Source organism: Jeotgalibacillus soli, from assembly GCF_000829435.1.
Lineage (GTDB): Bacteria > Bacillota > Bacilli > Bacillales > Jeotgalibacillaceae > Jeotgalibacillus > Jeotgalibacillus soli.
On the sequence record NZ_JXRP01000006.1, the window covers coordinates 238798 to 264933 of the forward strand.

At 41.2% G+C, this 26136-nt stretch carries 24 protein-coding genes and 2 riboswitches; of the genes, 11 read left to right on the forward strand and 13 right to left on the reverse strand.

Going from position 1 to position 26136, the window contains the following annotated elements; translation table 11 throughout:
- Window positions 1-57: 57 nt before the first annotated feature.
- Both KP78_RS02020 and KP78_RS02025 read right to left on the reverse strand, forming a co-directional pair.
- Complete coding sequence (locus KP78_RS02020) at window positions 58-1434, reverse strand: MFS transporter (RefSeq protein ID WP_235420808.1); 1377 nt, start codon at window positions 1432-1434, stop codon at window positions 58-60.
- A 182-nt stretch (window positions 1435-1616) separates the two neighbouring features.
- On the reverse strand, window positions 1617-2531 hold the full coding sequence (locus tag KP78_RS02025; protein ID WP_041085827.1) for a LysR family transcriptional regulator: 915 nt from the start codon (window positions 2529-2531) through the stop codon (window positions 1617-1619).
- 523 nt (window positions 2532-3054) lie between these two features.
- On the opposite strand from KP78_RS02025, the gene KP78_RS02030 reads away from it, so the two are divergent.
- From KP78_RS02030 to KP78_RS02045, 4 genes are all read left to right on the forward strand, one after another.
- Window positions 3055-4566 (forward strand): glycine betaine uptake BCCT transporter, encoded by a 1512-nt coding sequence (locus tag KP78_RS02030; protein WP_041085828.1) that lies wholly within the window; start codon window positions 3055-3057, stop codon window positions 4564-4566.
- A gap of 433 nt (window positions 4567-4999) precedes the next feature.
- Window positions 5000-5116: riboswitch (SAM riboswitch) on the forward strand.
- 124 nt (window positions 5117-5240) lie between these two features.
- A complete protein-coding gene (locus KP78_RS02035) occupies window positions 5241-6563 on the forward strand; it encodes an O-acetylhomoserine aminocarboxypropyltransferase/cysteine synthase family protein (protein ID WP_052474477.1) in 1323 nt (440 codons plus the stop codon).
- Window positions 6564-6765: 202 nt separating this feature from the next.
- Entirely contained in the window at window positions 6766-8016 is a 1251-nt protein-coding gene (locus tag KP78_RS02040) for a homoserine dehydrogenase (RefSeq protein WP_084219626.1), read from the forward strand.
- 108 nt (window positions 8017-8124) lie between these two features.
- Window positions 8125-8982: a dimethylarginine dimethylaminohydrolase family protein gene (locus KP78_RS02045; protein WP_041085829.1), complete on the forward strand. Its 858-nt coding sequence runs from the start codon at window positions 8125-8127 to the stop codon at window positions 8980-8982.
- Between the two features lie 19 nt (window positions 8983-9001).
- Here the strand turns inward: KP78_RS02045 and KP78_RS19850 are convergent, their stop codons facing one another.
- A complete protein-coding gene (locus KP78_RS19850) occupies window positions 9002-9154 on the reverse strand; it encodes a hypothetical protein (protein WP_157841421.1) in 153 nt (50 codons plus the stop codon).
- A 195-nt stretch (window positions 9155-9349) separates the two neighbouring features.
- Between KP78_RS19850 and KP78_RS02050 the strand changes: the two genes are divergently transcribed.
- Together KP78_RS02050 and KP78_RS02055 are read left to right on the forward strand one after the other, a co-directional pair.
- On the forward strand, window positions 9350-10936 hold the full coding sequence (locus KP78_RS02050; protein WP_041085831.1) for a long-chain-fatty-acid--CoA ligase: 1587 nt from the start codon (window positions 9350-9352) through the stop codon (window positions 10934-10936).
- 145 nt (window positions 10937-11081) lie between these two features.
- The gene (locus KP78_RS02055; protein ID WP_041085833.1) at window positions 11082-11927 is read left to right on the forward strand and encodes an arylamine N-acetyltransferase; all 846 of its coding nucleotides are present in this window, start codon (window positions 11082-11084) and stop codon (window positions 11925-11927) included.
- Window positions 11928-12057: 130 nt separating this feature from the next.
- Here the strand turns inward: KP78_RS02055 and KP78_RS02060 are convergent, their stop codons facing one another.
- Window positions 12058-12588, reverse strand: a complete 531-nt coding sequence (locus KP78_RS02060; RefSeq protein ID WP_041085835.1) for a YceI family protein — start codon at window positions 12586-12588, stop codon at window positions 12058-12060.
- Between the two features lie 302 nt (window positions 12589-12890).
- On the opposite strand from KP78_RS02060, the gene KP78_RS02065 reads away from it, so the two are divergent.
- Complete coding sequence (locus KP78_RS02065; RefSeq protein WP_041085837.1) at window positions 12891-14039, forward strand: FxLYD domain-containing protein; 1149 nt, start codon at window positions 12891-12893, stop codon at window positions 14037-14039.
- A 9-nt stretch (window positions 14040-14048) separates the two neighbouring features.
- Window positions 14049-15191: a S1C family serine protease gene (locus KP78_RS02070; protein ID WP_041085839.1), complete on the forward strand. Its 1143-nt coding sequence runs from the start codon at window positions 14049-14051 to the stop codon at window positions 15189-15191.
- Between the two features lie 30 nt (window positions 15192-15221).
- Here KP78_RS02070 and KP78_RS02075 read toward each other — a convergent pair whose 3' ends face one another.
- The 8 genes from KP78_RS02075 to KP78_RS02110 all read right to left on the reverse strand — a co-directional run bounded on the left by KP78_RS02075 (window position 15222) and on the right by KP78_RS02110 (window position 21782).
- Entirely contained in the window at window positions 15222-15548 is a 327-nt protein-coding gene (locus KP78_RS02075) for a winged helix-turn-helix transcriptional regulator (RefSeq protein ID WP_041085841.1), read from the reverse strand.
- Between the two features lie 251 nt (window positions 15549-15799).
- The gene (locus tag KP78_RS02080) at window positions 15800-16822 is read right to left on the reverse strand and encodes a MoeB/ThiF family adenylyltransferase (protein ID WP_041085842.1); all 1023 of its coding nucleotides are present in this window, start codon (window positions 16820-16822) and stop codon (window positions 15800-15802) included.
- On the reverse strand, window positions 16819-17586 hold the full coding sequence (locus KP78_RS02085) for a thiazole synthase (protein ID WP_041085844.1): 768 nt from the start codon (window positions 17584-17586) through the stop codon (window positions 16819-16821). Before KP78_RS02085 ends, KP78_RS02080 begins: the two co-directional genes overlap by 4 nt.
- A 2-nt stretch (window positions 17587-17588) precedes the next feature.
- Window positions 17589-17792, reverse strand: coding sequence for a sulfur carrier protein ThiS (gene thiS / locus KP78_RS02090; protein WP_041085846.1), 204 nt, complete (start codon window positions 17790-17792; stop codon window positions 17589-17591).
- Entirely contained in the window at window positions 17789-18925 is a 1137-nt protein-coding gene (gene thiO, locus KP78_RS02095) for a glycine oxidase ThiO (protein WP_041085848.1), read from the reverse strand. Before thiO ends, thiS begins: the two co-directional genes overlap by 4 nt.
- A complete protein-coding gene (locus KP78_RS02100) occupies window positions 18912-19523 on the reverse strand; it encodes a thiamine phosphate synthase (protein ID WP_041085850.1) in 612 nt (203 codons plus the stop codon). The genes thiO and KP78_RS02100 overlap by 14 nt, the downstream gene beginning before the upstream one ends.
- A gap of 18 nt (window positions 19524-19541) precedes the next feature.
- Window positions 19542-20222, reverse strand: a complete 681-nt coding sequence (gene tenA, locus KP78_RS02105) for a thiaminase II (protein WP_041085851.1) — start codon at window positions 20220-20222, stop codon at window positions 19542-19544.
- 443 nt (window positions 20223-20665) lie between these two features.
- A riboswitch (TPP riboswitch) is annotated at window positions 20666-20773 on the reverse strand.
- 79 nt (window positions 20774-20852) lie between these two features.
- A complete protein-coding gene (locus tag KP78_RS02110) occupies window positions 20853-21782 on the reverse strand; it encodes a ketopantoate reductase family protein (protein ID WP_041085853.1) in 930 nt (309 codons plus the stop codon).
- A 218-nt stretch (window positions 21783-22000) separates the two neighbouring features.
- Here KP78_RS02110 and KP78_RS02115 point away from each other — a divergent pair, with 218 nt between their 5' ends.
- The 3 genes from KP78_RS02115 (at window position 22001) to KP78_RS19855 (ending at window position 25016) form a co-directional block, all read left to right on the forward strand.
- The gene (locus tag KP78_RS02115) at window positions 22001-23521 is read left to right on the forward strand and encodes a methyl-accepting chemotaxis protein (protein ID WP_041085854.1); all 1521 of its coding nucleotides are present in this window, start codon (window positions 22001-22003) and stop codon (window positions 23519-23521) included.
- Between the two features lie 241 nt (window positions 23522-23762).
- Complete coding sequence (locus tag KP78_RS02120) at window positions 23763-24698, forward strand: DUF1002 domain-containing protein (protein WP_041085856.1); 936 nt, start codon at window positions 23763-23765, stop codon at window positions 24696-24698.
- A 147-nt stretch (window positions 24699-24845) separates the two neighbouring features.
- Window positions 24846-25016: a hypothetical protein gene (locus KP78_RS19855; RefSeq protein WP_157841422.1), complete on the forward strand. Its 171-nt coding sequence runs from the start codon at window positions 24846-24848 to the stop codon at window positions 25014-25016.
- A 63-nt stretch (window positions 25017-25079) separates the two neighbouring features.
- Here the strand turns inward: KP78_RS19855 and KP78_RS02125 are convergent, their stop codons facing one another.
- On the reverse strand, window positions 25080-26129 hold the full coding sequence (locus KP78_RS02125) for a ribonucleotide-diphosphate reductase subunit beta (protein WP_041085860.1): 1050 nt from the start codon (window positions 26127-26129) through the stop codon (window positions 25080-25082).
- Window positions 26130-26136 lie beyond the last annotated feature (7 nt).

Genomic DNA, 26136 nt, shown 5'->3' on the forward strand with positions numbered 1-26136 from the left:
GGCAAATGAAGAATATGGATTTTTATTACCCTCTTTAAGAAAAATAATGTACAGGTTCTAGAGTGCTTTATTATCTATTATTTTTTTAAATGCAATTTCTCCATTTTGAGAAACATCCAGTTTATCAAAACTGGCGTATTTTTCTTGAACCAATAAAAATGCGATGCTACCAAGAATGCTTGGAATGGCAAAGGCTATAAACGCGCTTTGCGGCGCCAGGTTGGTAGTGAGAAGAAGCCCGATTAAAATCGGAGCAACGATCGCACCAATCCGGCCGACTCCTACAGTCACCCCAACGCCTGTAGAACGTATCTCTTTTGGATAAAACTCTGAGATATATGGGTTCGCAAGATTTTGTGTTCCTACAGTACAGGCGCCGCCAATGGCAATTAGTACATACAGCAGCAGTGAATTAGACGTCATGCTAAGTGCAACAAAGCAAATGGCACCAAGTAAATACATTGATACAAGTACTTTACGATGGCCGATTCGATCCACTAAGTAACCACCAAGCAAGGATCCGCCAATTTGGCCGACCGCTAAAACGAGAATGAACGAAAGGCTGGAAGATAATCCGTAACCTGTTTCCTGCATAATTTTTGGCAGCCATGTATTTAAGCCATATACCATTAATAGAGAGCTGAATACTGCGAGCCAAAAAGCGAATGTACTAACTGCACGATTATTGATAAATAATTTTTTTACGGGAGAACCTTTCGCATTTTCTCTCGTACTTGCATACTCATAGTCATCTGTTTCTTTATAATTTCCTGTAGGATCCACTTGATTTAATATGTTGGCAATTTTATCTCCTTGTTTACGCAGTATGTAATAAGATAGGGACTCGGGAAATTTTTTCATGAAGATGGGTAATGTGAAAAGTGGAATAATGCCCAGCCAGTATAAAACTCTCCACCCCATGTCTTCCATAATGTACATCCCAATAAGTGAAGCAATAATGGTTCCCACAGAATAGCCGCAATACATCAGTGCTACAATGAGAGCACGATTTTTTTTAGGGGAATATTCAGTCATTAAAGAAATGACGTTGGGCATAAGACCGCCCATTCCAAGCGCGGCTATAAAGCGCAAAATCGTAAAAATGGTTGCGTTTGGTGCAAAACCAGCCAAAAAAGTAAATGCACTGAATAAAAACATACAAATCGCCAACACTTTTTTTCGGCCGATTAGATCAGCGAGCGGACCAAATACAAGTGCACCCACCATCATTCCTACGAGCGTATAACTGCCAACTGCGCCCGCATCCACAACCGTTAACCCGAAATCCTCCATCATTAATGGCAGTCCGATCCCGTAAATGGCGATATCAAATCCATCGAATGCAATCGCGTATACACACCAAAAAAATACTAATAAATGAAAACGATTAAACTTACTGCCTGCCATTACCTCAGAAGCATTAATTTTACGCACTCTATTCTATCTCCTTTTGTCGCGCCGTTTTGGCTCTCGTCAATTTTCATTAAACTTATATCGTTATTGACAGTTCTTTTTCCAACGTACATTGCTATGTTGAAGGTGCTTGTATCATAGCACGGGAAAACGGATATAGCGTAATGGTTAATAGAGATAGTCAGATATAGTTAAAGGCTATATCAAGGTGCGGCGTAGTAATCAATAATTTGCTTTAATTCCTCCAAATAAATATTGGCCATTCTGCTTAGCCTTGTTTTTTTATGGACGATCCAGCCGACCGAAATGGTCTCGTCTTCATCAAGAGGCACGGAGACGATGTCAGAACCATTTAAATCGGCACTTAAAATACCGGTTGAAATCGTATAACCATTCAACCCGATCAACAGGTTAAAAAGGGTCGCCCGGTCACTGACATGAATGCTTTTTTTATGGGGGATGGTACTAAATATTTCTTCTGAGTAATAAAAAGAATTAAATTCTCCCTGTTCAAAGGATAGGCGCGGGCAGTCTTCTAAATCTTGGAGCGTCACTGATGATTCAGAGGCTAGCGGGTTTTGGGCGCTGACAAAAATATGCGGCTTCGCTTCAAAAAGCGAATGGAATTCCAACCCTTCTTCCTTCATCATTTGCATCATGACTTTTTCATTAAAGGAGCTGATATACAAAATGCCGATTTCACTGCGCAGATTTTTCACGTCGTCGATAATTTCATAGGTTCTCGTTTCACGCAGGGTGAATTGATATTCAAGCGCACCATGCTTTTTAATCATTTCCACAAAGGCATTGACCGCGAACGCGTAATGCTGTGTGGAAACAGAAAACAGCTGTTGGGAAGGCGCGGCGTTAAAATAGCGGCGCTCCAGCAGCTCCGCTTGCTCCACCACCTGCCGAGCATACCCTAGAAATTCGGCCCCGTCGGATGAAAGCGTGATACCCTTGGATGTACGATGAAAAATATCGATGCCCAGTTCTTTCTCCAGTTCTTTCAATGCTTTTGATAAGCTCGGCTGCGACATATAAAGACGACGTGCCGCTTCATTAATGGAGCCGCAGAGCACAATTTCAATGACATATTTCAGCTGCTGCAATGTCACTTTTTTTATTCCTCCTTTTCTTTTTACTTTAACATAGATGAAACAAAATAAATGAAGAAAATTGAGCGGATTTTAAGATCTTTGATGAGGGATAAACCCACTTACATCTTGTCGTACCTATAATACTAATGAGCGTGGGTATAGAGCTTTATCTTCTCAAAGCGATTGAAAGACAGTTATTTACTAACGAATGTGTAATTTAATCGAGGCAGCATATTTAAAATTCGAAGGGAAATTATTTTTCAAGTTTTATTGAGTGTTATTTATTATGTGGTTTTTATAGCGGATTCGTGTGTGATTGAGAATGTTAAATACATTTTTCTTCAAAGAATGGAACCATTGATGAAGAAACATTTAAAAAAGAGGTTTCTTTTTTACGTGAGGGAGGTAATTAAAGATAGATAAATCTACAAATTGAAGATATTCTTCATATTTTATTATAATGGTGAATTTTTTTATCATTTTTTTAAAGTGTGGTATAATTTAGTGGCTTTTAATTATATAAATGAAGGAGTACGATGCAATGAAAGGTAATAAAACACTAACGATTTCGGTGGGGATTTCGATTGTTTTCGTCCTCATAGGCGTACTAATGCCTAATCAACTAGCAAGTGGAATGAACGCTGCGCAATCATTTGTATTAGTTAACTTCGGTTGGTTCTATCAGATTATCGCTACATTTTTCCTCGTTTTTGCCATCATGATGATTGTAGGTCCATTTGGAAAAATTAAATTAGGCAAGCCGGATGATAAGCCTGAATATAACCGGGCAACGTGGCTTGCGATGTTATTTTCTGCAGGAATGGGAATTGGCTTGCTGTTCTACGGTGTATCTGAACCGGTCGCTCACTTCTCTTCTCCACCATTTGGCGCAGGCGGAACAGAAGAATCTGCTACTCTTGGACTGAGGTACACCATTTTACACTGGGGACTTCATGCATGGTCCATATATGCTATTGTTGCGCTAGCACTTGCATACTTCAAGTTTAACCGCGGAGCACCCGGCTTGATGAGTGCTACGTTGACACCTGTAATTGGCGACCGGGCAAAAGGTCCTATTGGTATTGCGGTTGACGTCATTGCTGTTTTTGCGACTCTTTTTGGTGTTGCAGCCTCTCTTGGACTAGGATCGCAGCAAATTAATTCAGGACTAAATTACTTGATCGGGATGCCGTATAATTTTGGAGTCCAAGTTGTCATCATGGCGATTATTACTGTGCTGTTTATTTTATCTGCCTCTACAGGGATTTCCAAGGGTATTAAATGGTTAAGTAATATTAATATGTCACTCGCAATGTTACTGCTTGCTGCGATGCTTTTTTTAGGCCCAACCATTTTTTTATTGAACCTGTTTGTAAATACGATGGGTGAATATCTTCAAAATCTTCCACGCATGGGCCTTAGGCTTTCTCCATTTAACGAGGAAGAAGCTTCCTGGACCCGGGCATGGACGATTTTCTACTGGGCTTGGTGGGTTTCATGGACTCCTTTCGTCGGGATGTTTATCGCACGCGTATCCAAAGGAAGAACGGTGCGGGAGTTTACGATCGCTGTATTGCTCATTCCAACGCTGTTATGTGCATTTTGGTTTACCATTTTTGGCGGAACAGGAATTAACCTGGAGCTTACTCAAGGAATAAATATTTCTGGACAATCGATCGAAACGGCATTATTTGTTGTATTTGAACAGTTGCCTTTTGGGGGAATACTTTCGGTACTGGCTGTATTATTAATTTCGACATTCTTTATTACATCTGCGGATTCTGCTACATTTGTTTTAGGTATGCAGACAACCGGGGGGATGTTGAATCCACCAAACCGAGTAAAAATTACGTGGGGATTAATTTTGGCTGCTTCCACCCTGGTTTTGCTCGGGTCAGGCGGACTATCGGCTCTTCAAACGGCGATTATTGTTAGTGCACTGCCATTAACGTTTATCTTACTTGTTATGTCTTGGGCATTGATTAAGGCCTTTAATCAGGACTTGCGTGTGAGTAAATCTTCACCACCAACAAAGAAAAAGAAAATAGCATAATAATAGTAAAAGAATGCTCGCGACTCGGTCGCGGGCGTTTTTTGAGGGGGAAATTGAGAGTCAAAGGTCCCGAAGCTTCGATAAACAGGAAGTGAACTTTGATAAATGGAAGTTGAGCTTCGATAAGCGGCACGCAAACTTCGATAAATGCAACTTGAGCTTCGATAAACGGGACACGCCACGCAAATACACAACATAATTCCAACAAATTTTGTTGCATCTTTTCAACAAGGAAAATTTTTATCTTATTTTCTACCGCGAAAAACAGTGAGAAAGACCGTATTGACACGTTTCTTGTTCCATGTGGAACGTTTCACAATCCACTTTGCTAAATGAAAACAATATAGAATTTTTTGAAAAATCATTGACTTCTACTAAGCAACTACTCTATAATCCAGAACAAGAGATTTAAATCAACCTGAACTTAATAGTACTCTTATCCAGAGTGGCGGAGGGACTAGGCCCTTAGATGCCCGGCAACCAACGAATTGAACATCGATTCGGAAAGGTGCTAATTCCTACAGATCTAACGTGATCTGAAAGATAAGAGGAGGATATATACCCTCTTCTTATGAAGGGGGTTTTTATTTTACCCTTTTCTTGTTCACATCACGATTCGTACTCCCTCAATTGTTTAATTTGTGGAAATTTAAAATAAAAAGGAGCGATCATTGATGACAACACCAAAAGAGTATGATATTGAAACGATTTTACTGCATGGAGGAACAGCTGCAGACCCAGTGACAGGAGCTCGTGCAATTCCAATCTATCAAACGACATCCTATGTATTTAATGACACACAGCATGCTCAAAACTTGTTCTCACTTGCAGAACCAGGAAATATATATACACGCATTATGAATCCAACGGTTGGAGCTTTTGAAGAAAGAATTGCCCTGCTTGAAGGCGGGATTGGAGCAGTAGCCTTATCTTCGGGGATGGCGGCGATTACGTTTTCGATTTTAAACCTGGCAAGCGCTGGAGATGAAATTGTCGCAGCCACGGACCTTTATGGCGGAACCTATAATCTATTTGCTAATACGCTTCCACGCTATGGAATTAACGTAACGTTTGTTGATCCAACTGATCCGGAGAATTTCAAAAAAGCCATAACGCCAAAAACAAAAGCAGTATTTGCAGAGATTATTGGGAATCCAAGCCTTCACGTTCTTGATGTAGAAAAGGTGGCAGAGATTGCGCATGAAGGCGGTGTACCGCTCATCGTTGACAGCACGTTCGCGACACCATATTTAAATAAACCGATTGAACATGGAGCAGATATTGTAGTTCATTCTGCGACTAAATGGATAGGCGGTCATGGCACAACAATTGGCGGCATCGTGGTTGATGCTGGGCGCTTTGATTACGGTAACGGACGTTTTCCTGAATTTACAACGCCGGACCCAAGCTATAACGGACTGCGCTTTGTGAATCTAGATGCAGCAGCATATATTGCAAAATTGCGGGTACAGCTTTTACGCGATATGGGTGCGTCGTTGAGTCCACAAAATGCATTTTATTTACTGCAAGGGCTTGAAACACTTCACTTAAGAGTTGAACGCCATGTAGAAAATGCGAAAGTGATTGCTGAATTTTTGGAGCAGCATCCGTCTGTTGAATGGGTATCGTATCCGGGACTTGAAAGTCATCCATCTTATGAGTTGGCAAAAAAATATCTTCCTAAAGGTGCCAGCTCGATTGTCGTTTTTGGCATTAAAGGTGGGAGAGAAGCGGGGCGCAAGGTTATTGACAATATTGAACTATGGTCTCACGTAGCGAATGTTGGAGATGCGAAATCACTTATTATTCACCCAGCTTCCACAACACATGCCCAACTGACAGGAGAGGCTTTGGCTGCAACGGGTGTAACAGAAGATCAAATCCGTCTTTCCATTGGCATTGAGTCTGTTCGTGATTTGATCGCAGAATTAGACCGTGCGATTCAACTGGCGGCAGGGCAGCAGTTGGAAGACTCCTCTGCAAGCACGCAAGCATAAGCTGGTTAATATTCAAAAATAAGGCTTCCCAACAGTAATAAGGAAATAAAATAAGAGCTTTTAACGGGTAAAGAAGACTCTTTGCTCGTTAAAAGCTTGAAGCAGGCCTTTTTTTAGAAAGATGATTAGAGCAGATTAAATTTTCCCGAAAAGTAAAAACGGCAACGAACTTTTACTGCATATAAATAAAGGAGGGCGAGGGATGTCAACAATAAAAGCTGCTTTGCTGGGATTTGGCACAGTAGGGCAAGGCGTGTATGAAGTGATTCAATCACATCAAGATGAGCTTCGCAAAATCCTTGGGGCGGATGTATCCATTGAAATTATTTTTGTGAAAGATCCTTCAAAGAAAAGGGATGTCGACTGTAAAGTTACAACTGAAATTGAAGAGGTGCTGTCAACGCCAGGTCTCCAGGTTGTGTTTGAAGCCATTGTTGGAGAGGAGCCTGGTTACAGCTATTTACAGCAGATTATTGATCGCGGCTTACACGTGATAACAGCAAATAAAGTGTTATTTGCCCGTCATGGGGAAGCTCTTCTTGCACAGGCACAGGAAAATGGCGTGCAGATCGGGTTTGAAGCAACAACGGCAGGTGGCACACCCATCATACGAACACTTACCCAGCTATTACAGGTCAACCGCATTCGAAAAATTGAAGGAATCTTAAACGGGACGTCCAATTATATATTAACGAAGATGAGACAAAACGGAACACCCTATGCTGCAGCGTTGGAGCAAGCGCAAAAACTTGGCTATGCTGAAGCGGATCCATCAAATGATGTGGATGGCTCAGATGCGTTTAGTAAGCTGATGATTTTAAGCCAGCTGGCTTTTGGAAAGCAACCACAGTGGAGTCAGGTTGAAAAGCTGGGAATCGATACAGTTTCAGGTACACATGTTGCATTGGCATCAGAGTTGGGACTGACGTTTCGCCATGTTGCTGAAATTGAAATTTCCGGTAACAAAACTAAAGGCTATGTAAAGCCTGTCGCATTGACATCCAGTCATCCTTTTTCTTCAATCGACGGAGTGGATAATGCGGTTCGAGTGACCAGCAGCATTGTAGGAGAAATCACCCTGCAAGGGCCAGGTGCAGGCAAATTGCCAACAGCAAGTGCGATGGTTGAGGATCTTTCGTATGTCTTCCAATCGAAGCTTGTGCAGCGAGTAAAACCTGACCTTGACAGTGAAGAGCAGCAAGAGGCTGCCGATCAAAAGATGCTTGACTATTTCCTCGTAATCACGCCTTCCTCTTCTAGGGTTACACTGGGCTTGCATCCAGCTGAAGTTGAGTTATATGAAACAGCCGAAAAGGATGGGGAAACGGCTATGATCGTTCGAGCAACCGAAGCAGCTATACAGACTTGGCTTCTTCAAGAGGCACATGCTCATTGCTATTCATTAAAAGGAGATATAAAGACGGTAAAAAAATCACTCCACCCGGTTCAATAGCATATTATAACAAAAAACTCCATCTTTCTTTTGAATTTTCTTTTCTAAACCTGTTTGAGAATTGGATAAAGAAGGAATAACAATAAAAAGAAAAGTGGAGGACTGGTTATGCTGATTGAGAACAAACAAGGGAATTATACTTTCTCCTGTAATACTGAGTTCGACATACTTAAAAGGGTTATTGTTTGTCCTCCTGCTTATATGACCATAAAAAAGGTTATTAATGAGACACAAAAACATTTTTTGGATCATAACATTGACCGCGTAAAAGCGATGGAGCAACACAATACATTTATGGAAGTACTAAAAACGCATGGAGCGGAGATTATTCAGTTCCCGCCATTAGAAACGTTTCCGGAGCAGGTGTTTACACGCGATATAGGGTTCACGATTGGAGATACTGTATTTGTTTCAACCATGGGAAATGATATACGGAGAGGGGAGGAATCTCTTCTTTTATCCTGGCTTCAAGGAGCGGGGGAATTCGCTAAAAAAATCGAATCCCATTCGATTGAGGGTGGAGATGTAGTCATTGACCAGTCAACCGTTTGGGTTGGGGTAAGTAAAAGAACGACGGAAGCGGCGATTAAAGAGCTTCAAGGCAAACTTCCTCAGCATGAAGTGATTGCTGTGCCGTTTGATTCAAAATATCTCCATTTGGATTGTTTGTTTAACGTTATTTCACCAACTGATGCATTGATTTATATTCCTGCCTTCAGCAAGGAAAGTCGTGATCTTTTTGGGAGCAGGTATTCATTAATTGAGGTAAATGAAAAGGAACAATTTACAATGGGTCCGAATGTACTTTCGATCGGAAATGGTAAAATCATCAGTCTGCCTGAGAATCAGCAGTTGAATGAAAAGCTGCGGCATACTGGGTATGAAGTCATTGAAGTGGATATTTCTGAAATAATCAAATCCGGTGGTTCATTCCGGTGCTGCACCTTGCCGATTAATCGTGCCTGACCATTGTCAGGCACTTTATTTACGTAGACGGATAATTAGGGCCGTCTACTTTTTTATTCCCTTTTACTGAGCCGGTGTTTGCTTTTTTTGTATCTACTGTACCATCTTGAAATGAATCTTGAATTTGTTGTTCTGTAATGGATTTTTCTTTATTGTTACGTGATCTTTCCATTAGGTCCCCTCCTGTATCAAATAGCGTTCACGTTATCTTTTGTGAAAAAGACTAAAATATGTAGAAAAAATGGGTTTAGCATATATTAACAGCACCTATTTATCTAAGATTTCTGTATATTCGTTGCGAAAAAAAGCGAAAAGCCCTACAATACTTTTAATCGGGGATATTTGTAAGAATGGGAGGGAATATTATATGCATGTACCTTTAGTGTTAACGGACTTTTTAGACAGAGCTGTGCATTTATACGGAGAAAAAGCGGCTGTGATTGATGGAGACCGTACTTATACGTATGCAGAAATGCAAGGGCGTGTGAATCAACTTTCGAGAGGATTGAAAGCGCTTTCTATTGAAAAAGGGGATAAGGTAGCTTATTTAGCACCTAATTCGTTGGAAATGTTAGAAGGATTTTATGGTGTATTTCAGGTTGGAGGTGTTATGACCTCATTAAATACACGATTGCGGCCAGAGGATTACTTATTTATTTTAAATCATAGCGAGAGTAAGGTGCTGTTTGTAGACGAAGAGCTTTACCTGCTGATTGAGCTGGTGCGTCACAAACTGGAGATGGTAAAAACAATCATTATACATAGCGCCACGAGAGATCATGATGGGTGCTTGAATTATGAGGAATGGCTTAAAGAATTTTCAAATGCCCCATTTGACTGTGTAGAGCTTGAAGAAACTGACTACGCTTCATTACTTTATACGAGCGGAACGACAGGAGATCCAAAGGGCGTGCTCTTGACCCATCGCGCAAATTATCTCCATGCAATGTCCGCTATGCATCATCTTCGGATAAGTGATGAAGATAAACTGCTGCACGTTTTGCCGATGTTTCACGTAAATGGTTGGGGATCGCCATTTTACTATACAGCCAATGGAGCCACGCAAATTATGCTTCGAAAAGTGGATCCTGCAGTCCTTCTAGAAAAAGTAGAAAAATACGGTGTAAGTGTCATGCATATGGCACCAACCGTGTTAAATATGGTGTTAGAGGAAGCGAAGCGAACAAAAATAACAGTTGATCATCCATTGCGCGTTGTGATCGCAGGGTCTGCACCACCGCCTGCTTTTGTTCGAAAAGTAGAGGAGGAACTTGGATGGACGTTTATCCAAGTATATGGAATGACAGAAATATCACCGCTTATTACCATTTCGGAAATTCGGTCCCCGCTCGAGGTGCAGTCAAATAGCGAGCGTTATCGATTAAAGGCAAAAACAGGGTATGAAATGATTGGCTCGAAGGTACGGGTAGTAGATGAACTTGGAGAGCCTGTGTCAAATGATGGTAAAAGTATAGGGGAGATTGCGACAAGATCGAATAATGTGATGCAGGGATATTACAAAAATAATGAAGCAACCTCTGCTGCCATTCGAAATGGGTGGCTCTATACAGGAGATATGGCAACCATTGATGAAAATGGCTACATTGAAATTGTGGATCGAAAAAAAGATGTCATTATCAGTGGTGGAGAAAATATTTCTTCTATTGAGGTTGAAAGTATCTTGTATGAGCATCCAGGCGTTTTAGAAGCAGCCGTTATTGCAGTGCCTCATGAGAAATGGGGAGAGGTGCCGCATGCAGTCGTCGTTGTCCGGGATGGTCACACTTTAACAGAAGAAGAACTGGTTACATTTGCTCAAAGCAAGCTTGCCCGTTTTAAAATTCCGAAGGCCTTCACCTTTATGGATCAATTGCCAAAAACGGCTTCAGGGAAAATTCAAAAAGTCGTTATTCGAAAACAATTTTGGGATGAAAGCGGAAAAATGGTAAATTGAAATTTTTTGATATATAAATGCCAAAAACACCCTCATTCTTACGATATGAGGTTGTTTTTATGAAACCGAGTCGTTTGTACCCTTTACAAAATTAGATTGTCTATGTAAAGGTAGAAGTAATTTCAAAAAACAAGGAGCTAGTCTTATGATCAAAGCATCCCATTGGACAAATACCTACTTGAATGATCTTGGTTTACAGCTGGAACCTCCTACATACAAATACTTAGAGAGAATATGCAGAGCGCATTTAACAACATTTCCATTTGAAAATATCAGCAAGCTGATTTATTTTCAGGATCGATATAATAATGGGTTTGAAATTCCTCCTATCGATGTATTTATTATGAATCATTATAAATATCAATTTGGGGGAACGTGCTATACCCTTAATGCTAATTTATTGTTCCTTTTAAAGGAAATCGGCTTTAACTGTTATCATATTATGCTTGGAGAAGAGCATATGGGGATTATTGTTGCTTTTGATCGTGAGAAGGTATATGTGGATTGCGGAGCTGCTGCCCCGATTTTTAAGCCAATAAGATTTGAAAAGGATTATCAAAATAGTTCAAGATTTGGCGGAGATACAGTGAATATTCTGCCTGTTGAAGGAGATGGCCATCAATATAAATATGTTCGCTTCACGAATGGCAATCAAAACGGGAAGGCATGGACATTTGATGCGAAGCAGCCATACGACCTGGGTGGCTTTGAGCGAGTTATTAAAGCCTCAAATGAACCGAATGCTACCTTTATGTCAATTCTGCGGTGTCAGCTATGGCAAGCAAAGAAAAATCGAAGCGTTTCATTGGTGAATAGTCAATTATCGATTCGTTACTCAAATGGAACGATCATGAAAAAGACTCTCCATTCCATTCATGATATCGAACAAGTAGTGTCGAATGAATTTATGCTCCCGAAATTACCCGTTAGAGCAGCAATAAAGGTACTAGAGGATCTGAATATTGATATCTTTTCAGATCCTAATGGATGATTATATGAAAGCTGTGTTTCTGTCTTACTTAACGGAAGATACCCGCCGCAGTGATTATTAATAGAATAATAAAAAAGCACCCGTATTTTCAAGTTTGGACTGAAAATACGAGTGGTTTCTGAGTATAAAATTATGCTTCTGGAGTTACCTGAACTTGGATGTTGAATTTAATTTCGTCTCCTACTAGTACGCCGCCAGCTTCAAGTGCTTGGTTCCATGTTAGACCGTATGCAGAACGGCTTAATTTACCATTTGCACTGAATCCAGCTTTTTCGTTGCCCCAAGGATCTTTTCCTGCACCTTCAAATTCCACTTTGAATGTTTCTTGTTTTGTCACGTCTTTAATTGTCACGTCACCAATTAACTCATACTCATCATCGCTGACTTTTTTCACATCAGTAGATTTGAATGTGATGTTTGGATATTTTTCAACATCGAAGAAATCAGCAGAACGCAAGTGGTTATCGCGGTCTGTAGTACGTGTGTCGATGCTGCTTGCATCAATAGTGAAATTAATTGTAGCTGTTGATAGGTCGTTTACGTCAGCTTCGATATCAGCAGAAAAGCTGTTGAAAGAACCTTTCACACGAGAGATCATCATGTGTTTTACCGAAAAATCAATGCTTGAATGCGTTGGATCTAAAGCCCATTTCTTTGTCATAAAAAAGTTCCTCCTCAAAAGTTACATTTAGTAACTTGGTTAGTATTTGTAATCAGTATAAAACCTATGAAATGAGATGTCAATATATATCATTAAAATATTTCTCGAATTTGAGATATTTTTTTCAAACACATTTTTCATGCTGTTTACCTTAGAAAAAGGTAATTTGTTGGATGAGCGAACTATGTCTAATCTGCTACACTTTGGTAACAAATCGTAAAGAAAATCGAAGGATAAATGAATGAAATAGGGCAAAAGAGGGTATTAGTGAAGAAAAAAAGGTTGAGAGAGGAGGGAGGAGGATGAGTGATCAGCATCATTCCACCAAAAAGGCAGCAGTGACTCCTTCCCGAGCGGAGCGTTTATCGAGTATACAACCCAACGATTATGGAAAACTTTATCAACGTTCAAAAATCACTCCGCCTATAAAAATGACGGCACTTATTTTTACTTTTTGTATAGTAAGTCTCGGTGCATGTTATATGTATGAAGCGTGGCGAAATGATCAAGTCCTTCAATGGAAGGCGGATGCCGAAAGCGCGGCATTTAAAGAGAACTGGGATGAAGCCATTCATCTTCTGGAGAAAGCCTCTGACTCTCGTCCTGAGTATGAAGCCCTGAAGGATGGTTTAGCAGCAGTAAAAGATGCGAAAATTCTTGATCAAAGAATCGAGATCTTGAACGAACGGGTTAAAACCGGAGATTTTGATTATGCGCAAAAAGAATTAGAAACGATTATCTATGAAATAGAAGATGGCGGAAATGAGCTTCTTTTCTTGTTAAAAAAAGATTTAATGGATACAAGGGAAAGGCTAGTGGTGGCCACTGTACGGCGTGATTTAGAAACCTCATTGTCTATCCAGTCTCTTGCAGGGAAATTATTGCAGCTTTCTGGTCTGCAAGGAAACGAAGCCCTGCTAGCAAGAGAAGAGGTGTGCAATAAAATTGCAGCAGTAGCCATTGATGAAGCTGAATCAAAGGTGAAAAATGCGCAATTTACATCTGCACTCAATGTTATTGACCACGCATTAGGCTTTGCGGTTAATCATAAGGACTTAGAAAGTTTTAGGGTGGATGTTGAGACAGCACGCCTCGATTATCAAAATGCTGAGTATGATCGCTTGGAAGAAGCGATGAAACAAGCAGAGGAAGAAGATCTATATAATCGAACGGAAGCAGTAAATATCCTAAAATGGGAAGTTCGACCTGAGGAAGACGGCTATATCTATCTTACAGGTGAGGTTGAGAATCAAGCAACGCGCCCTATTAGTGCTGTGGAAATTACTTGGGGGATTTATGATCGAGAAGGTACATTACTTGATGAAAGCATTTGCCATATTGAACCGGCTTATTTGGCCCCAGGTGAAAGAGGGGAATTTTCCGGTAGCATTCAACAAAGCAGTGCGGAGGGGAAAGTAGAAATTACAAATATAACATGGTATTTGGAATAGGAGGTTCATATGAAGAAAAGCTGGATGATTTGTTCATTTTTCTCCGCACTGCTCATTATCAGTACCATAATTGGGGTCTTTTATATACATGATCATGTGGCAGGAGGCATAACACAAGAAAAATCCTACCTGCTGTCTGAGGAGCTTGACAGCCAGCAGCAGCAGTTTATCCAACAAATGAAAATGAGCCGTGACGAAGCGGTATACGATGCTCAAAAAAAAGTGGTGCAAATCGAGACATTAAGCGGGTCAATAGGGTCAGGTTTTCTCTATAATGCGAACGGTGATATTGTCACAAACGCACACGTCGTAGCAAACGCTGCAGAAGTCACTGTGATCACAGCTGATTCAGGGCGTTTTAAAGGTGCTGTAATCGGAATTAGTGATACGACGGATGTGGCGGTTGTCCGAGTGGAGGAACTAGCTGGTATGGAGCCGCTTGTGGTTGAACGGGACCAGCGGGCTAAACTTTCTGATCCAGTTCTTGCACTTGGCAGTCCGCTTGGCTTCCAAAATACAGTTACGGTAGGGGAGGTTAACGGAGTAGATCGTCACTTTGTGATTGAGCCCTTTACGTATGAAAATATCGATCAAATTACAGCATCGATCTCCCCAGGAAATAGCGGAGGCCCTTTATTGCATGCAGATACAATGCGAGTAATCGGCATTAACTCTGCTGAAGATCCGGAGATGAATTTGGGCTTTAGTATTCCCATTATGGATGTTGTGGATATGATTCAATCATGGGTGGACAGCCCATTGGAATCTCTCCCAGCTTTCGATCAATACGCTAAACAGCCGGAAGAAAGTGCAGTTCCTTCGAGAGAGGAGTTGGCTTTGTACGTCGTTCAATATTATTTTGATAGCCTTCAATTTGGTGACTATGTGACGGCCTATTCTCTAATGGGGTCAGAATTTCAGGAGGAAACAAGCTACGAAGCATATAGAGAGAGTTTTCGAAATATCCCATCAATCTCAATGGACAATCCTGAAATCCTCGTTGTCAGTGATCAAGTAGAGATAAACGTAACGGTACATATGGAAGAATTGATTGAGCATATGCGATTAAACCAGACGTACACGTTTACTTTCGTCATTGGGGAAGAAAATGATCGGTTAAAAATAATAGGAATGACAAGACAATCTGCATAAAAAAGAAGCTGGCTAAAATAGCCAGCTTCTTTATTTTTGCAACTCGTTGATTAACCAGTGGTCAGCCCATTTTTGCACTTCGTCTAAAATGGGTGTAAGTGAGTGTCCTTTATCTGTTAATCGGTACTCAATACGCACAGGTGTTTCGGGAAATACTTCCCGAACAACGATCCCTTGTTCTTCCAGCTCTTTTAAACGTTCTGTTAAAATTTTATTGCTGATATGAGGGATCGGTTCTGCAATTTCTGAAAAGCGCTTTGGACTATCAGCAAGTACGCGGATGATTACACCATTCCAACGCTTACCTAGTAACTGAAAGGCTTGTTCAAATTTTGGGCAAAGTGACATCGTAGCCATTTGCCTCCCCTCCTTTATAAAATCAAGCATTAGCATGAGATATAGTTACAAAAAGTTACCGTATAAACAGTATACAGGAAAATTAGGTGAAAGGCTATTGAGTAGGTGTATTTAATCAATAGTAAGATTAATTGAAATAGTCTTTAAATAATCCTTAGGTAATGTTTGTGCTATTTTCGCTGCGTGCTTGAGCCTAGGGGGGCAACATATCCAGAGATGTTTGATTTCGTTGATAATCGCAGGATTACTTTTTATTCAATAAGCTTTTTATAAAGCTTGCTTGCTTCTGCGACATTGTTCGTGCCGTGAACGAGTACGCGTCCGTCATGAAAAAAAACGAGCCGGTGCGTATTTGTCGAATAGGCTAGTAAATAGTTATTCCGTTTTACGACACCATTTTGACGCTTCAACTGCTGCTCCAGTAAAGAAAGATCTCGTTCGATTCGCTGATATGGACGTATTTGAACAGTATCCCTGCCGCACAGTGCTTCTGTTTTGACTTCGGTATCTTGAATTAAATAAGGATAGGTTCGCTGCACTCCGCAAGTTGGGCAGTCGGACTGCTTTAAATGATCGATGGTAAGTGACTGATAACGATTTTCCCATAAGTTGAAGGCTACTAGTTCTTTTCGCAGTGCTGCATGGTCTCCAACCAAAAGTTTTAGTGCTTCTGCGACCTGATGTGCTGTGACAAGCTGAACGACAGGGCTAATAATTCCAGCTGTGTCACATGTTGGTCCGTTTAACGGCACTGTATTTAACAGGCATTGAAGGCAGGGAGTTTCACCTGGAATAATCGTGTAGCTCATGCCATAGCTGCCAACACATGCTCCGTAAATCCAAGGAATGTCCCACTTCTGAGCGACATCATTTATAATCATGCGTATGTCAAAGTTATCTGTTGCATCAAGCATAATGTCAATGTTATGTTGAGCAAATTCTTCTAGGTCATTTGCGGTCGCTTCCATGACATGAGCATGGATCACTACGTCTGAATTCAGTTTTTTTAATCGCTGTTTTGCTGCAATGGCTTTGGGCAAGTGAAGCTCAGCATCTTCTTCCTCGTATAGCTGCTGTCGGCCAAGATTGCTCCAGTCAACATAGTCGCGGTCAATCATGGTTAGCTGTCCAATGCCTGCTCGTGTCAGCATTTCTGCAATGGAGGAACCTAGAGCGCCCAAACCAATAATCATCACATGTTTTTGACGAATTAAATTCTGTCCTTTTGTGCCAATGGGCTGAAATAATACCTGTCTTGAATAGCGTTCATTCATCCAGAAATCAATCCTTCTGTTGGACTGCTTGGTGTTGCGTAGGTCTTCTTAGGAATTCTTCCTGCTTCATAACCAAGACGTCCTGCTTCAATTGCTTTTTTCATGGCAATGGCCATCTTGACAGGATCCTTGGCTCCAGATACGGCTGTATTTAGTAATACACCATCTGCTCCTAATTCCATTGCAAGTGCAGCATCAGAAGGAGAGCCAATTCCTGCATCCACAATAACAGGGATACTGGTTTGTTCAATGATCCACTGAAGATTTAGCGGATTGATAATCCCTTGTCCTGAGCCGATTGGGGAGGCACCGGGCATGATGGCGTGACAGCCTAATTCCTCTAAGCGGCGAGCCAGCACCACGTCATCTGACGTATAAGGCAGCACAATAAATCCTTCTTCTAAAAGCATTTCAGAAGCGCGAAGGGTTTCAACCGGATCAGGAAGAAGGGTTTTTTGACAGCCGATAATTTCTACCTTGATCATATCGCAAAGACCGCTGGATCTGGCAAGACGTGCAGTCTGAACGGCTTCTTCAGCTGTTTTAGCACCGGCTGTATTGGGTAACAGGCTGTACTTTTCAGTATTCAGCTCTTCAAGCAGATTTGGCTGATTTTTTTCGAAGATATTCATCCGGCGAACAGAAAAGGTCAGAATTTCTGTTGCTGATTGCTCAACGGCTTGCTTTTGAGTCGAGAAATCCGGATATTTTCCGGTACCTAGAAGCAGACGAGATTGAAACGATAAAGGACCAATTTTTAACATGATTATCCTCCTCCTACAAATTGAACGAGCTCAATGACATCCCCAGGCTCGACTGTTTGTATATCGTGTTTTTTGCGATCAATTACGAGATTGTTAAGTTCAACCATCACAACCTTTTGATCTAATCCAAAGTGATGAAGCAGGTCTGTGATGACCTCAATTGAATCAGGGACTTCAACGGAATCACCGTTTATTGTCATTTTCATGAAAATGCACTCCTCGCGTAAACATGGTTGCGGTCAAGTCTGAAAGCTTCTTTCCATTCAGGCCGCACCGTTTTCTTATCAACAAGATCTGCCACCAGTAATCCTGTAGCTGGTGCAAGCAGGATGCCATTTCGATAGTGGCCGGTCGCAACCAAAAGATTTTTAATTTGTGGATGTTCACCAATAAAAGGGAGCCCGTCCTGTGTTTGCGGACGAATACCAGCCCAGGTTTTTTCCCAATGAGCTTGTTCAATGGAAGGCAAAATCTTTTTTGTGCGTTCAAGCAGGCTGGAGATTCCTTGAACAGAAACCTGTTCACTAAAAGAATGAGGCTGCTCTGTCGCACCTATAATCAATCGTCCGCCTTTTTTAGGAACGAGGTAGCAGCCTTCAGAGAAAATGGTGCCTTTAATAAGAGGCTGGTGTGTTTTCACCGAAAAGCATTCGCCTTTTACAGGGTAGGTATCAAGCTGGAGGCCAGATTCCTTTAATAACCTCTCACTCCAGGCTCCGCTAGTGACAATGATATGCAGACTCCTAACTGGACCAGTGTTTGTCATTACACCAACTGCTTCTCCTTTTTCCACAATAAATGAAGCTGTCTGTGTATATTCTTTTATGTCAGCGCCAAAAGATGCTGCTGCACTCGCTAAAGCTATGGATAAGGCAGGTGCCGAAACATGGCCATCCTTTGGAATCCACATTGCTCCCTTAATAAATGTGGATAAAGCAGGCTCGCATTTTCGGACTTCATTTCCATCGAGCCACTTAATCTGCTGCTGTTGATAAGCTGGTTCAAGTGCCAGCTTTTGATAGGTAAGAGCTTCCTCCTCGGTCGTTGCTACTTTATACATCCCTTTATCCACATATTCGATATCAATCCCGCTTAAGCCCTTTAATTCAACGGCAAGATCAGAGAAAAGCTGTTTGCTTGATAAGGCAAAGGAATAGAGGGGGCTATCCACATTCAGTTCAGTATGTGCACCTAACATTCCGGCTGCTGCACTTGACGCTTTCTTACCAAGAGGACCTTGGTCTAGTAACAATACTTTCCTTCCTCTTTTGCTTAGCTGAAAAGCGACCGAGCTGCCGATTACGCCGCCTCCGACAATAATGACATCATACCTGTCCATGGATTTCCTCCTTTCGATAGGACTGAATGGCTAACAGAGGGTCAATTGCATTCATCACACCTGACATTAATGCGATTCCTGCTGCGCCTGTTTGCTGAATGAGCGGAACATGCCAAGGCAGTATCCCGCCGATGGCGATGATAGGTACAGTTGATGCTTCGACAACCTGTTCAAGTGCACTCAACCCCCTTGGAGTTTGATTTGGTTTCGAATTGGTAGGGAAAATATGTCCATAAAGTAAATAGTCAGCGCCAGCTGAGGTAGCAATATGTGCTTCCTCAACGCTGTGAACAGATGCTCCTACCAGTAAGCTTGGAAAAAAATCTTTCACCATTTCAGCATTCAGACTGTGGTAGGCGAGCTGCACCCCAATCGTCTGGGTCCACGCAACATCGACACGGTCGTTTACGATGAGCTTATGTGCGGGGACTCCCAGGCTGAGCAGGGAGTCAATATAGTTAAGCAGTTCTTTTGCTGTTGCATTCTTTTCACGGATATGAATGTAATCCACATCTTTATGCACAGTTCCCATAGTTTCAAGCCATTTTGCGGGTGGTTGTCCACCTGTGGATAACACATGATAGGTAAAGCGGTTCATTGGTAAGCCTCCCTGGAATTACTTTTGAAAAACAATAGCAGGGAAGGGCCATTTTTCAAGGGTGTACGCCATTTCCCAAAATGAATATTCGTATTGGCTGCTGATAAGAAAATGGCGGGCCATCCGCTGGCGATCCTGTTCTGTCGCCTGAGAAGCGAGAAGGTCCAAGCGTTCAATTTGCTCCTCTACTAATGCGCGGAACCATTCTCCTCCATAAGCAGCGATCCATTGTTGATAAATCTCTTCATCTGGCGAACTGCCCTGCAGACGTTCTCCAATTTCATAATAGAGCCAGTAACACGGGAGGAGAGCAGCGATAATATCTCCTAAGTGTCCTTGTGCTGCCCGGTACAAATGTGAAGTATAGGCATAGGAGGTAGGAGAGGGATTGAAGCTTGCAATCTCTTCATCTGTTATTTTAAGCTGTTTTGAGAAGTTTTCATGCAAGCCCATTTCGGCTTCATAAGTACCCTGTGCATGAATAGCCATGCGATTTGTAGTGTGGAGATCATCCGCTTTTGCTGCACCCAGTGTCTGCACTTTTGCAAAATGAGATAAATAATACGAATCCTGCAGCACATAATAACGAAATTGATCGAGAGACAGTGTCCCATCACCAATTCCCTTTACAAATGGATGATCAAAGCTTGCCTGCCAAATTTCGTTTGCCTGTTGGCGAATTTCTTGAGAAAAAGACATGTTATTTCCTCCTTTAGTTGACATGATTTAATTTATGCACAGCGTTGATTGGAGCTGGTTTGCGAGACTCCTGCGGGAGAAGCGGGACAGGTGAGATTCCACAGGTGCGGCTACGAGGGCACTGAAAAAGTAAGGTTTTCAAAAACAGCGAAAAATTAATCCCCACTTTATCTCTCTTTTTTCATAATAATGTAGTGGTTATTTCCCACAATCAATCGTAAAATCAATGTTATTTTGGGAATTGATTTTACGAGTTTGAAAAGAGCGACTATTTCAGCAGCCTATGCGGCTGCACCGAGGAGGCTCACCGCCCGCCCCGCGGAAAGCGAGCGCCAGCGTGCTGCAATCAACGGACATGTTTAACAAAGCCGAAAACATAAAAAAGCCACTTTCCCTGAAAATAGAGAAAGTGGCGGCGTAATCCAAAAGTAGATAGACAGTACGTTTCGGAGCCTCCACTTCCCTACGCTAGTATGAACTAGATCAGGTAGTAAGAGTCCGGACGTCGCACGTCCATCTCAGCCTATATATAGGCACCCCTAGCGGAATATCGATATAAAGTTGTTTATTTGATTTTAATAGTATCACGTTCTATTACATTGTCAAACTATTCTCTGAATTGGTGCATGCTTATGGTTGGTTTTGAGAAAGCTCTTTTTCATATAGCTTCAGTTTTGTATAAATGGTTTGAAGCACTGGAGCGTCCAAGTGATGGTCTTCGGCTTTTTCAAGAAGATAGCCATGAAGATGCTCTGCTTCGATAGGGAATAATTTCTCCATATCGCGCTGCATGGATGATTTCATCTGATCACCCATTTCTTTCATGGTTTCGAGCTGTGCTTCAGCTATTTTCTCCTCAATAGGAGCTTCTATTTTTTTCATAATTGCGGAAATCTCATTTAACAGTACAGCGATGGCTTTGTAGCCTGATTTTTCTTCCCGAATTGGGCCAATTGGAGAATTCATTAAAGAAGTAATGCCTGAAAAAGCAGAGATAAATAAATATTTATGCCACATATCTTGATTAATTTTTTCACTTAAAATAAATGATGCCTTCGTTCCTTCAAAGGAGGATTGCAGCCTTTTTATTCGATCGGTCATTTGTCCATTTCTTTCACCATAAACTAGCTTGTGAATAGGGCTTGATTGAATGACTCTTCCTTCATGATCCAAGGTGGTTTCGATAAAACAAAGTCCTCCAATGACGGCTTTTTCACCGAATTCCTTGATAAGCTGATTGACATGAGCAATCCCGTTTAGCAAAGGCAAGATCATCGTTTCATTCCCGACAAATGGATGAATATCTTTTATCACATCGTTTAATTGATATGATTTGGTTGAAATAAGGATCACATCAAAAGGATCTGCCCTCTGATCGGCTGTTATCAACGAGGGGGTTAGATGCATATTTCCATGAACACTTTTAATCATTAAACCGGTTTGTTCAAGCTGTTTCTTTCTTTTTTCTCTTACAAGAAATGTTACATTTTCACCTTTTTCCAGTAATCGACCGCCAAAATATCCGCCAATAGCACCTGCACCTACTACAAGAATTTTCATTTTCATCCTCCTTAAAAGTAAAAATACCTTATAAAGGAATTATAGAGTAAAAGAAGAGGAGCTACAGCCTCATTTCTATAAAAATAGCGTTATATATTTGATGAATAGAAAAATGGACGAGAAGTAATAATTAGCTTTATTTGGAAAGCGCAATGAAGGTATAATGCATTTAATAGTGTCTTTTGGATTATAATAATGGGAAAATTGGAGGGATAATATTGAATCGAAATAGTAGTCATTCAAAAAGTTTAAGTGAAGAGAGATTATCTTCTATTTTGTATAAACTATTTATTGTTGCCGCGGTATTAATGGCTGCAAATATGGCTACTCAGATAATCATGTACGGTTGGCCGTCTTTGACCGTCATGGATATTATTTATAATGTTCAATTTGTTTTATTGCTCGTCCCTGTTTCTTACTACAAATTTTCATCTGCACCTACATATTTTAAAGAGCTGTCCGTATTATCCACACTTATCTTAGCCTTTTTCTTTTATACAAATGCCTGGGTGAATGTGCCATATTTTTGGTTGGTACCACTTGGCATTGCAGCCCTTTATGCAGATGCTAAGCTCATGAAAACATCTCTAATTGCCGCGTCAGCATTACTCATTATTGCTCAATTTACTCATTGGGCTTTTGCTGAACCGATGTCCATTCAAACCAGTTTGGAGCAATCCATTTTGACTGGGGCCTATTACACCGTTCAATTTGTGGTAATCGGCTTTATTTTACTGTTTGCCGTTCAGCGCTCCAGGAATAAAGTGCAGGAAAGTGAGGAGCTTCAGCTGGTACTTAGCGAGGTCCTGCATAATATTGAAAATACAGCTAAGCGGTTAGACGGAAAGGTGAGCGAGTTATCCTCCCATTTATCTGGCTCTTCTCTCGCAGTTCGTCAGGTGAGCGAGCAGGTTGAGAAAATGGAAGCAGTATCTGATCTATATCAGGAATCCACCCAGCAAACGGAACAGAATATGCAAACAATGGTCGAAAAGGTTCAAGGAGTTTCAAGCCGATCAAATGAAATGTTTGAATTAACGGATGAAGTGATTCAAGTAGCGACAATCAATAAGGAAAATCTTGCTGAAACCATCAATCGAATGACGGATGTACAGGTGTCTTCCCGCCATTCTGTTCAAGTAGTAGGATTGCTCGAGGAGAAAACAAATGAAATAGGACTCGCACTGGATGCGATTACGAAAATTGCCGATCAAACAAATCTTCTTGCACTCAATGCTTCAATTGAAGCAGCAAGAGCAGGTGAGCATGGCAAAGGCTTTGCGATTGTAGCTGGTGAAGTTAGAAAGCTTGCCGAGCAATCGGCTGCAGCATCTACTCAAACTAGGGACGTTGTCCTTGATATTTTACAAGCAAAAGAAGAAGTGACCATCTCATTGCAGAATACAGACCAACAGGTAGTAAAAAGCATGTCTTCCATTCAGGAAACATCTGTCGTGTTTGATCAGTTAATTCAGCTGCAGGAGCAGTTAAAGCAGCAGCTCGATCTCGTTGTTTCAACGTCGCGTGAAACTGCAGCAGGTGGAGAAACAGTTGGGGAAAAGATGAGAACGCTGCAGCAGCACGCAAAAGAAAATGGTCAGAGCATTGACGGAATTGTTACGTCCGTTCGTTCTCTTCAAGAAGCCATTAATGAAATAAATCATTTTGTGCAGGATGTAAAAAAACAGGCTGCTTATTTAGCATCTGGATTGGAGAAGAAAGCATGGTTTTTGCGATGAAAACATCTTTTTTCAGTGGAATATGAAGAAGCACAGTATAAAGCTGTGCTTCTTTATTTGTGATTTTATAATAAAAGTGAAACCTTTTCTTGAATTATTACGTCTTACTAGTATGAGGTCCTAAATGACCTTAAATAGTCCTTGCGTCCAATAGAGATAATTGATGGAATGACTTAAGATGGTATCAAACCTATCAGAGGTGCTGGTGAAAAAGATTCTATAAGAAGAAGGGAATAACAATATGATTAAACGTATAAGCATGATTGCACTTGCCTTCATTCTTGCGCTGAATATCGGGTCAGCAAGCAGTGTTAAGGCCGCAGAAAATAATAATGAAGATAGTATTAATGAAAAATTCGGCTTGCCGATTGTCGTGCTGGGTGGCTCATTAAATGATTCCCAGAAGGCAGAGGTTAGAGAGCTGCTAGGGGTAACCAATCCTGAAATGGTTGAGGAGGTAACAGTTACGGGCGAAGATCTAGTACGCTATATTGAGGGTGAAGACCGTAATGCACGCATGTACTCTTCTGCAAAAATAACGCGTGAAGAAGAGGGGAAAGGACTCGTTATTGAACGTGTAACACCTGAGAACATTACGGAAGTAACAGATACGATGTATGCGAATGCACTCTTGACTGCTGGAATTGAGAATGCCACGGTTGAAGTAGCGTCTCCTATTAAGGTAAGCGGCCATTCTGCGTTAACAGGGATCTATAAAGCATACGAAGTAAGTGGAGAAACACTTGACACTGCACGACTTGAAGTCGCAAATGATGAATTGAACCTAGCCACAGATCTTGTAAATGAAGAGGGCATTGAGCAGGAAAAGGTGAGTGAATTGCTGGCTGAAATTAAACAGCAAATTGCCGATCAAAAGCCTGCAAGCCGTGAAGAAATCGAAGCGATTATTGAAGAGCAGTTAAACAATCTTAATATTAATTTAAGTGCAGAGGATCGCCAGCGTCTTACCGATCTTTTTGAACAAATGAGGAATTTAAATATTAATTTTGATAACGTGCAAGAACAGCTGGGACAGTTGTCAAATACTATTCAGGAAAAATTGAGTGAAGTAGTGGACAATGAGGGCTTCTGGCAAGGTGTAAAGGACTTCTTCCAAGGAATTATGGATGCCATTTCCGGAGTCTTTGGCGGATCAGAGGATGAGTCAACAAATTAATGCAAGTATGATGGGAGCTCTCGACTTTTCGGGAGCTCTTTTTTGAAACTTTCAACATAGTGGCACGTATTAGTTACTAAATGAAAGTTATTTGGATGATATTATTGACAGAAGGGTGGCATATCATCAAGGGGGGAATGGTAATTAATGAGTGAATTCAATGGCGGTGATATTATTTTCCAGATCACTATGTTTTTATTCTTAATCTTGATAATAGGCGGCAGCATTTACTTCATAAAAAATATAATCTTTGGGCGCAAAAAGCAGCTTGATCGAATAGAAGCGATGTTAAAGGAGCAGCAAAAAGATCGTAAATAGAAGAGCAGCCGGCATGTTTTATTTTAACGTGCTGGCTGCTCTTTTTATATGAAAGCTGCAATCTTACAAATCATCAAACCCATTTGCATCAGATGTTTTTGTATACTGTCTGGATTTCTGTTCGAAGAAATCAGTTTTTCCTTGGTCAACCTCCTGGTAAGCCACAATCCAGCGAAGAGGGTTTTGAATCGGTGCATCAGGGAATACGTTTCTGCCGTGTCCAAGCTGATGACAGCGCTTATTGGCCATATATTGAATATATTGCTCAAGCTCGTTCATGGTAATGCCATCAAATCTATTGCCGATTACTTCACGGCCCCAGGCAATTTCAAGCTCGGCTCCTTGGCGGAAGGTGTTGATCACGAATTCCTCGTGTTTCTTTGTATGAATGGATGGATGCTCCTCCAGCAGCTCTTTGTAGATCTTTTCAAATAATCCTACATGAATCTGCTCATCGCGATTGATGTAGTTGATCATCGTAGAGGTGGAGACCATTTTTTGATTTCGTGCCAGGTTATAGAAAAAGGCGAACCCGGAGTAGAAAAACAGTCCTTCTAAAATGACATCATATACGATCGATTGGGCAAAATGCTCAACAGTTGGTTCCTCAGCAAAAGCCTTATAGCCGTTCGTAACAAAATCATTGCGTTTTCTAAGTGTTGGCTCAGTCCGCCAGTATTCAAATACTTCATCCTGCTGCTGTTTTGATACGATACTGGACAGTACATAAGAATAGGAATGATTATGAATCACCTCCTGCTGCGCAAGCATTATCATCAGTGCATTTAATGAGGAGTCCGTTAAATAGTCTGCCACTTTTCCTGCATAGTCTGATTGAATACTATCAAGCAGTGCGAGAAGGCCGATAATTTTTAAAAATGTTTCCTGCTCTGCATCTGTCAGCTGAGGAAACTGTTTAATATCATTCCCCATATTGATTTCAAAAGGAGTCCAAAAGTTTGACAGCATCGTTTTATATTTAGGGTATGCCCATGAATACCGTACATCATCCCAGTTTAAAATGTTGGAGCTTTTGCCGTTAACGATCCCAGTCGAGCGGTTAGGTGCGTCTGCATCCATTATGGTCCGCTTTGTTAGATGATTTGTGGTCATGTGTAGA

Coding starts and splice junctions, on each gene's coding strand:
- KP78_RS02030 (WP_041085828.1), top strand. CDS start 3,055: ATGAAAGGTAATAAAACACTAACGATTTCGGTGGGGATTTCGATTGTT.
- KP78_RS02035 (WP_052474477.1), top strand. CDS start 5,241: ATGACAACACCAAAAGAGTATGATATTGAAACGATTTTACTGCATGGA.
- KP78_RS02040 (WP_084219626.1), top strand. CDS start 6,766: ATGTCAACAATAAAAGCTGCTTTGCTGGGATTTGGCACAGTAGGGCAA.
- KP78_RS02045 (WP_041085829.1), top strand. CDS start 8,125: ATGCTGATTGAGAACAAACAAGGGAATTATACTTTCTCCTGTAATACT.
- KP78_RS19850 (WP_157841421.1), bottom strand. CDS start 9,154: ATGGAAAGATCACGTAACAATAAAGAAAAATCCATTACAGAACAACAA.
- KP78_RS02050 (WP_041085831.1), top strand. CDS start 9,350: ATGCATGTACCTTTAGTGTTAACGGACTTTTTAGACAGAGCTGTGCAT.
- KP78_RS02055 (WP_041085833.1), top strand. CDS start 11,082: ATGATCAAAGCATCCCATTGGACAAATACCTACTTGAATGATCTTGGT.
- KP78_RS02060 (WP_041085835.1), bottom strand. CDS start 12,588: ATGACAAAGAAATGGGCTTTAGATCCAACGCATTCAAGCATTGATTTT.
- KP78_RS02065 (WP_041085837.1), top strand. CDS start 12,891: ATGAGTGATCAGCATCATTCCACCAAAAAGGCAGCAGTGACTCCTTCC.
- KP78_RS02070 (WP_041085839.1), top strand. CDS start 14,049: ATGAAGAAAAGCTGGATGATTTGTTCATTTTTCTCCGCACTGCTCATT.
- KP78_RS02075 (WP_041085841.1), bottom strand. CDS start 15,548: ATGGCTACGATGTCACTTTGCCCAAAATTTGAACAAGCCTTTCAGTTA.
- KP78_RS02080 (WP_041085842.1), bottom strand. CDS start 16,822: ATGAATGAACGCTATTCAAGACAGGTATTATTTCAGCCCATTGGCACA.
- KP78_RS02085 (WP_041085844.1), bottom strand. CDS start 17,586: ATGTTAAAAATTGGTCCTTTATCGTTTCAATCTCGTCTGCTTCTAGGT.
- thiS (WP_041085846.1), bottom strand. CDS start 17,792: ATGAAAATGACAATAAACGGTGATTCCGTTGAAGTCCCTGATTCAATT.
- thiO (WP_041085848.1), bottom strand. CDS start 18,925: ATGGACAGGTATGATGTCATTATTGTCGGAGGCGGCGTAATCGGCAGC.
- KP78_RS02100 (WP_041085850.1), bottom strand. CDS start 19,523: ATGAACCGCTTTACCTATCATGTGTTATCCACAGGTGGACAACCACCC.
- tenA (WP_041085851.1), bottom strand. CDS start 20,222: ATGTCTTTTTCTCAAGAAATTCGCCAACAGGCAAACGAAATTTGGCAG.
- KP78_RS02110 (WP_041085853.1), bottom strand. CDS start 21,782: ATGAAAATTCTTGTAGTAGGTGCAGGTGCTATTGGCGGATATTTTGGC.
- KP78_RS02120 (WP_041085856.1), top strand. CDS start 23,763: ATGATTAAACGTATAAGCATGATTGCACTTGCCTTCATTCTTGCGCTG.
- KP78_RS19855 (WP_157841422.1), top strand. CDS start 24,846: ATGAGTGAATTCAATGGCGGTGATATTATTTTCCAGATCACTATGTTT.
- KP78_RS02125 (WP_041085860.1), bottom strand. CDS start 26,129: ATGACCACAAATCATCTAACAAAGCGGACCATAATGGATGCAGACGCA.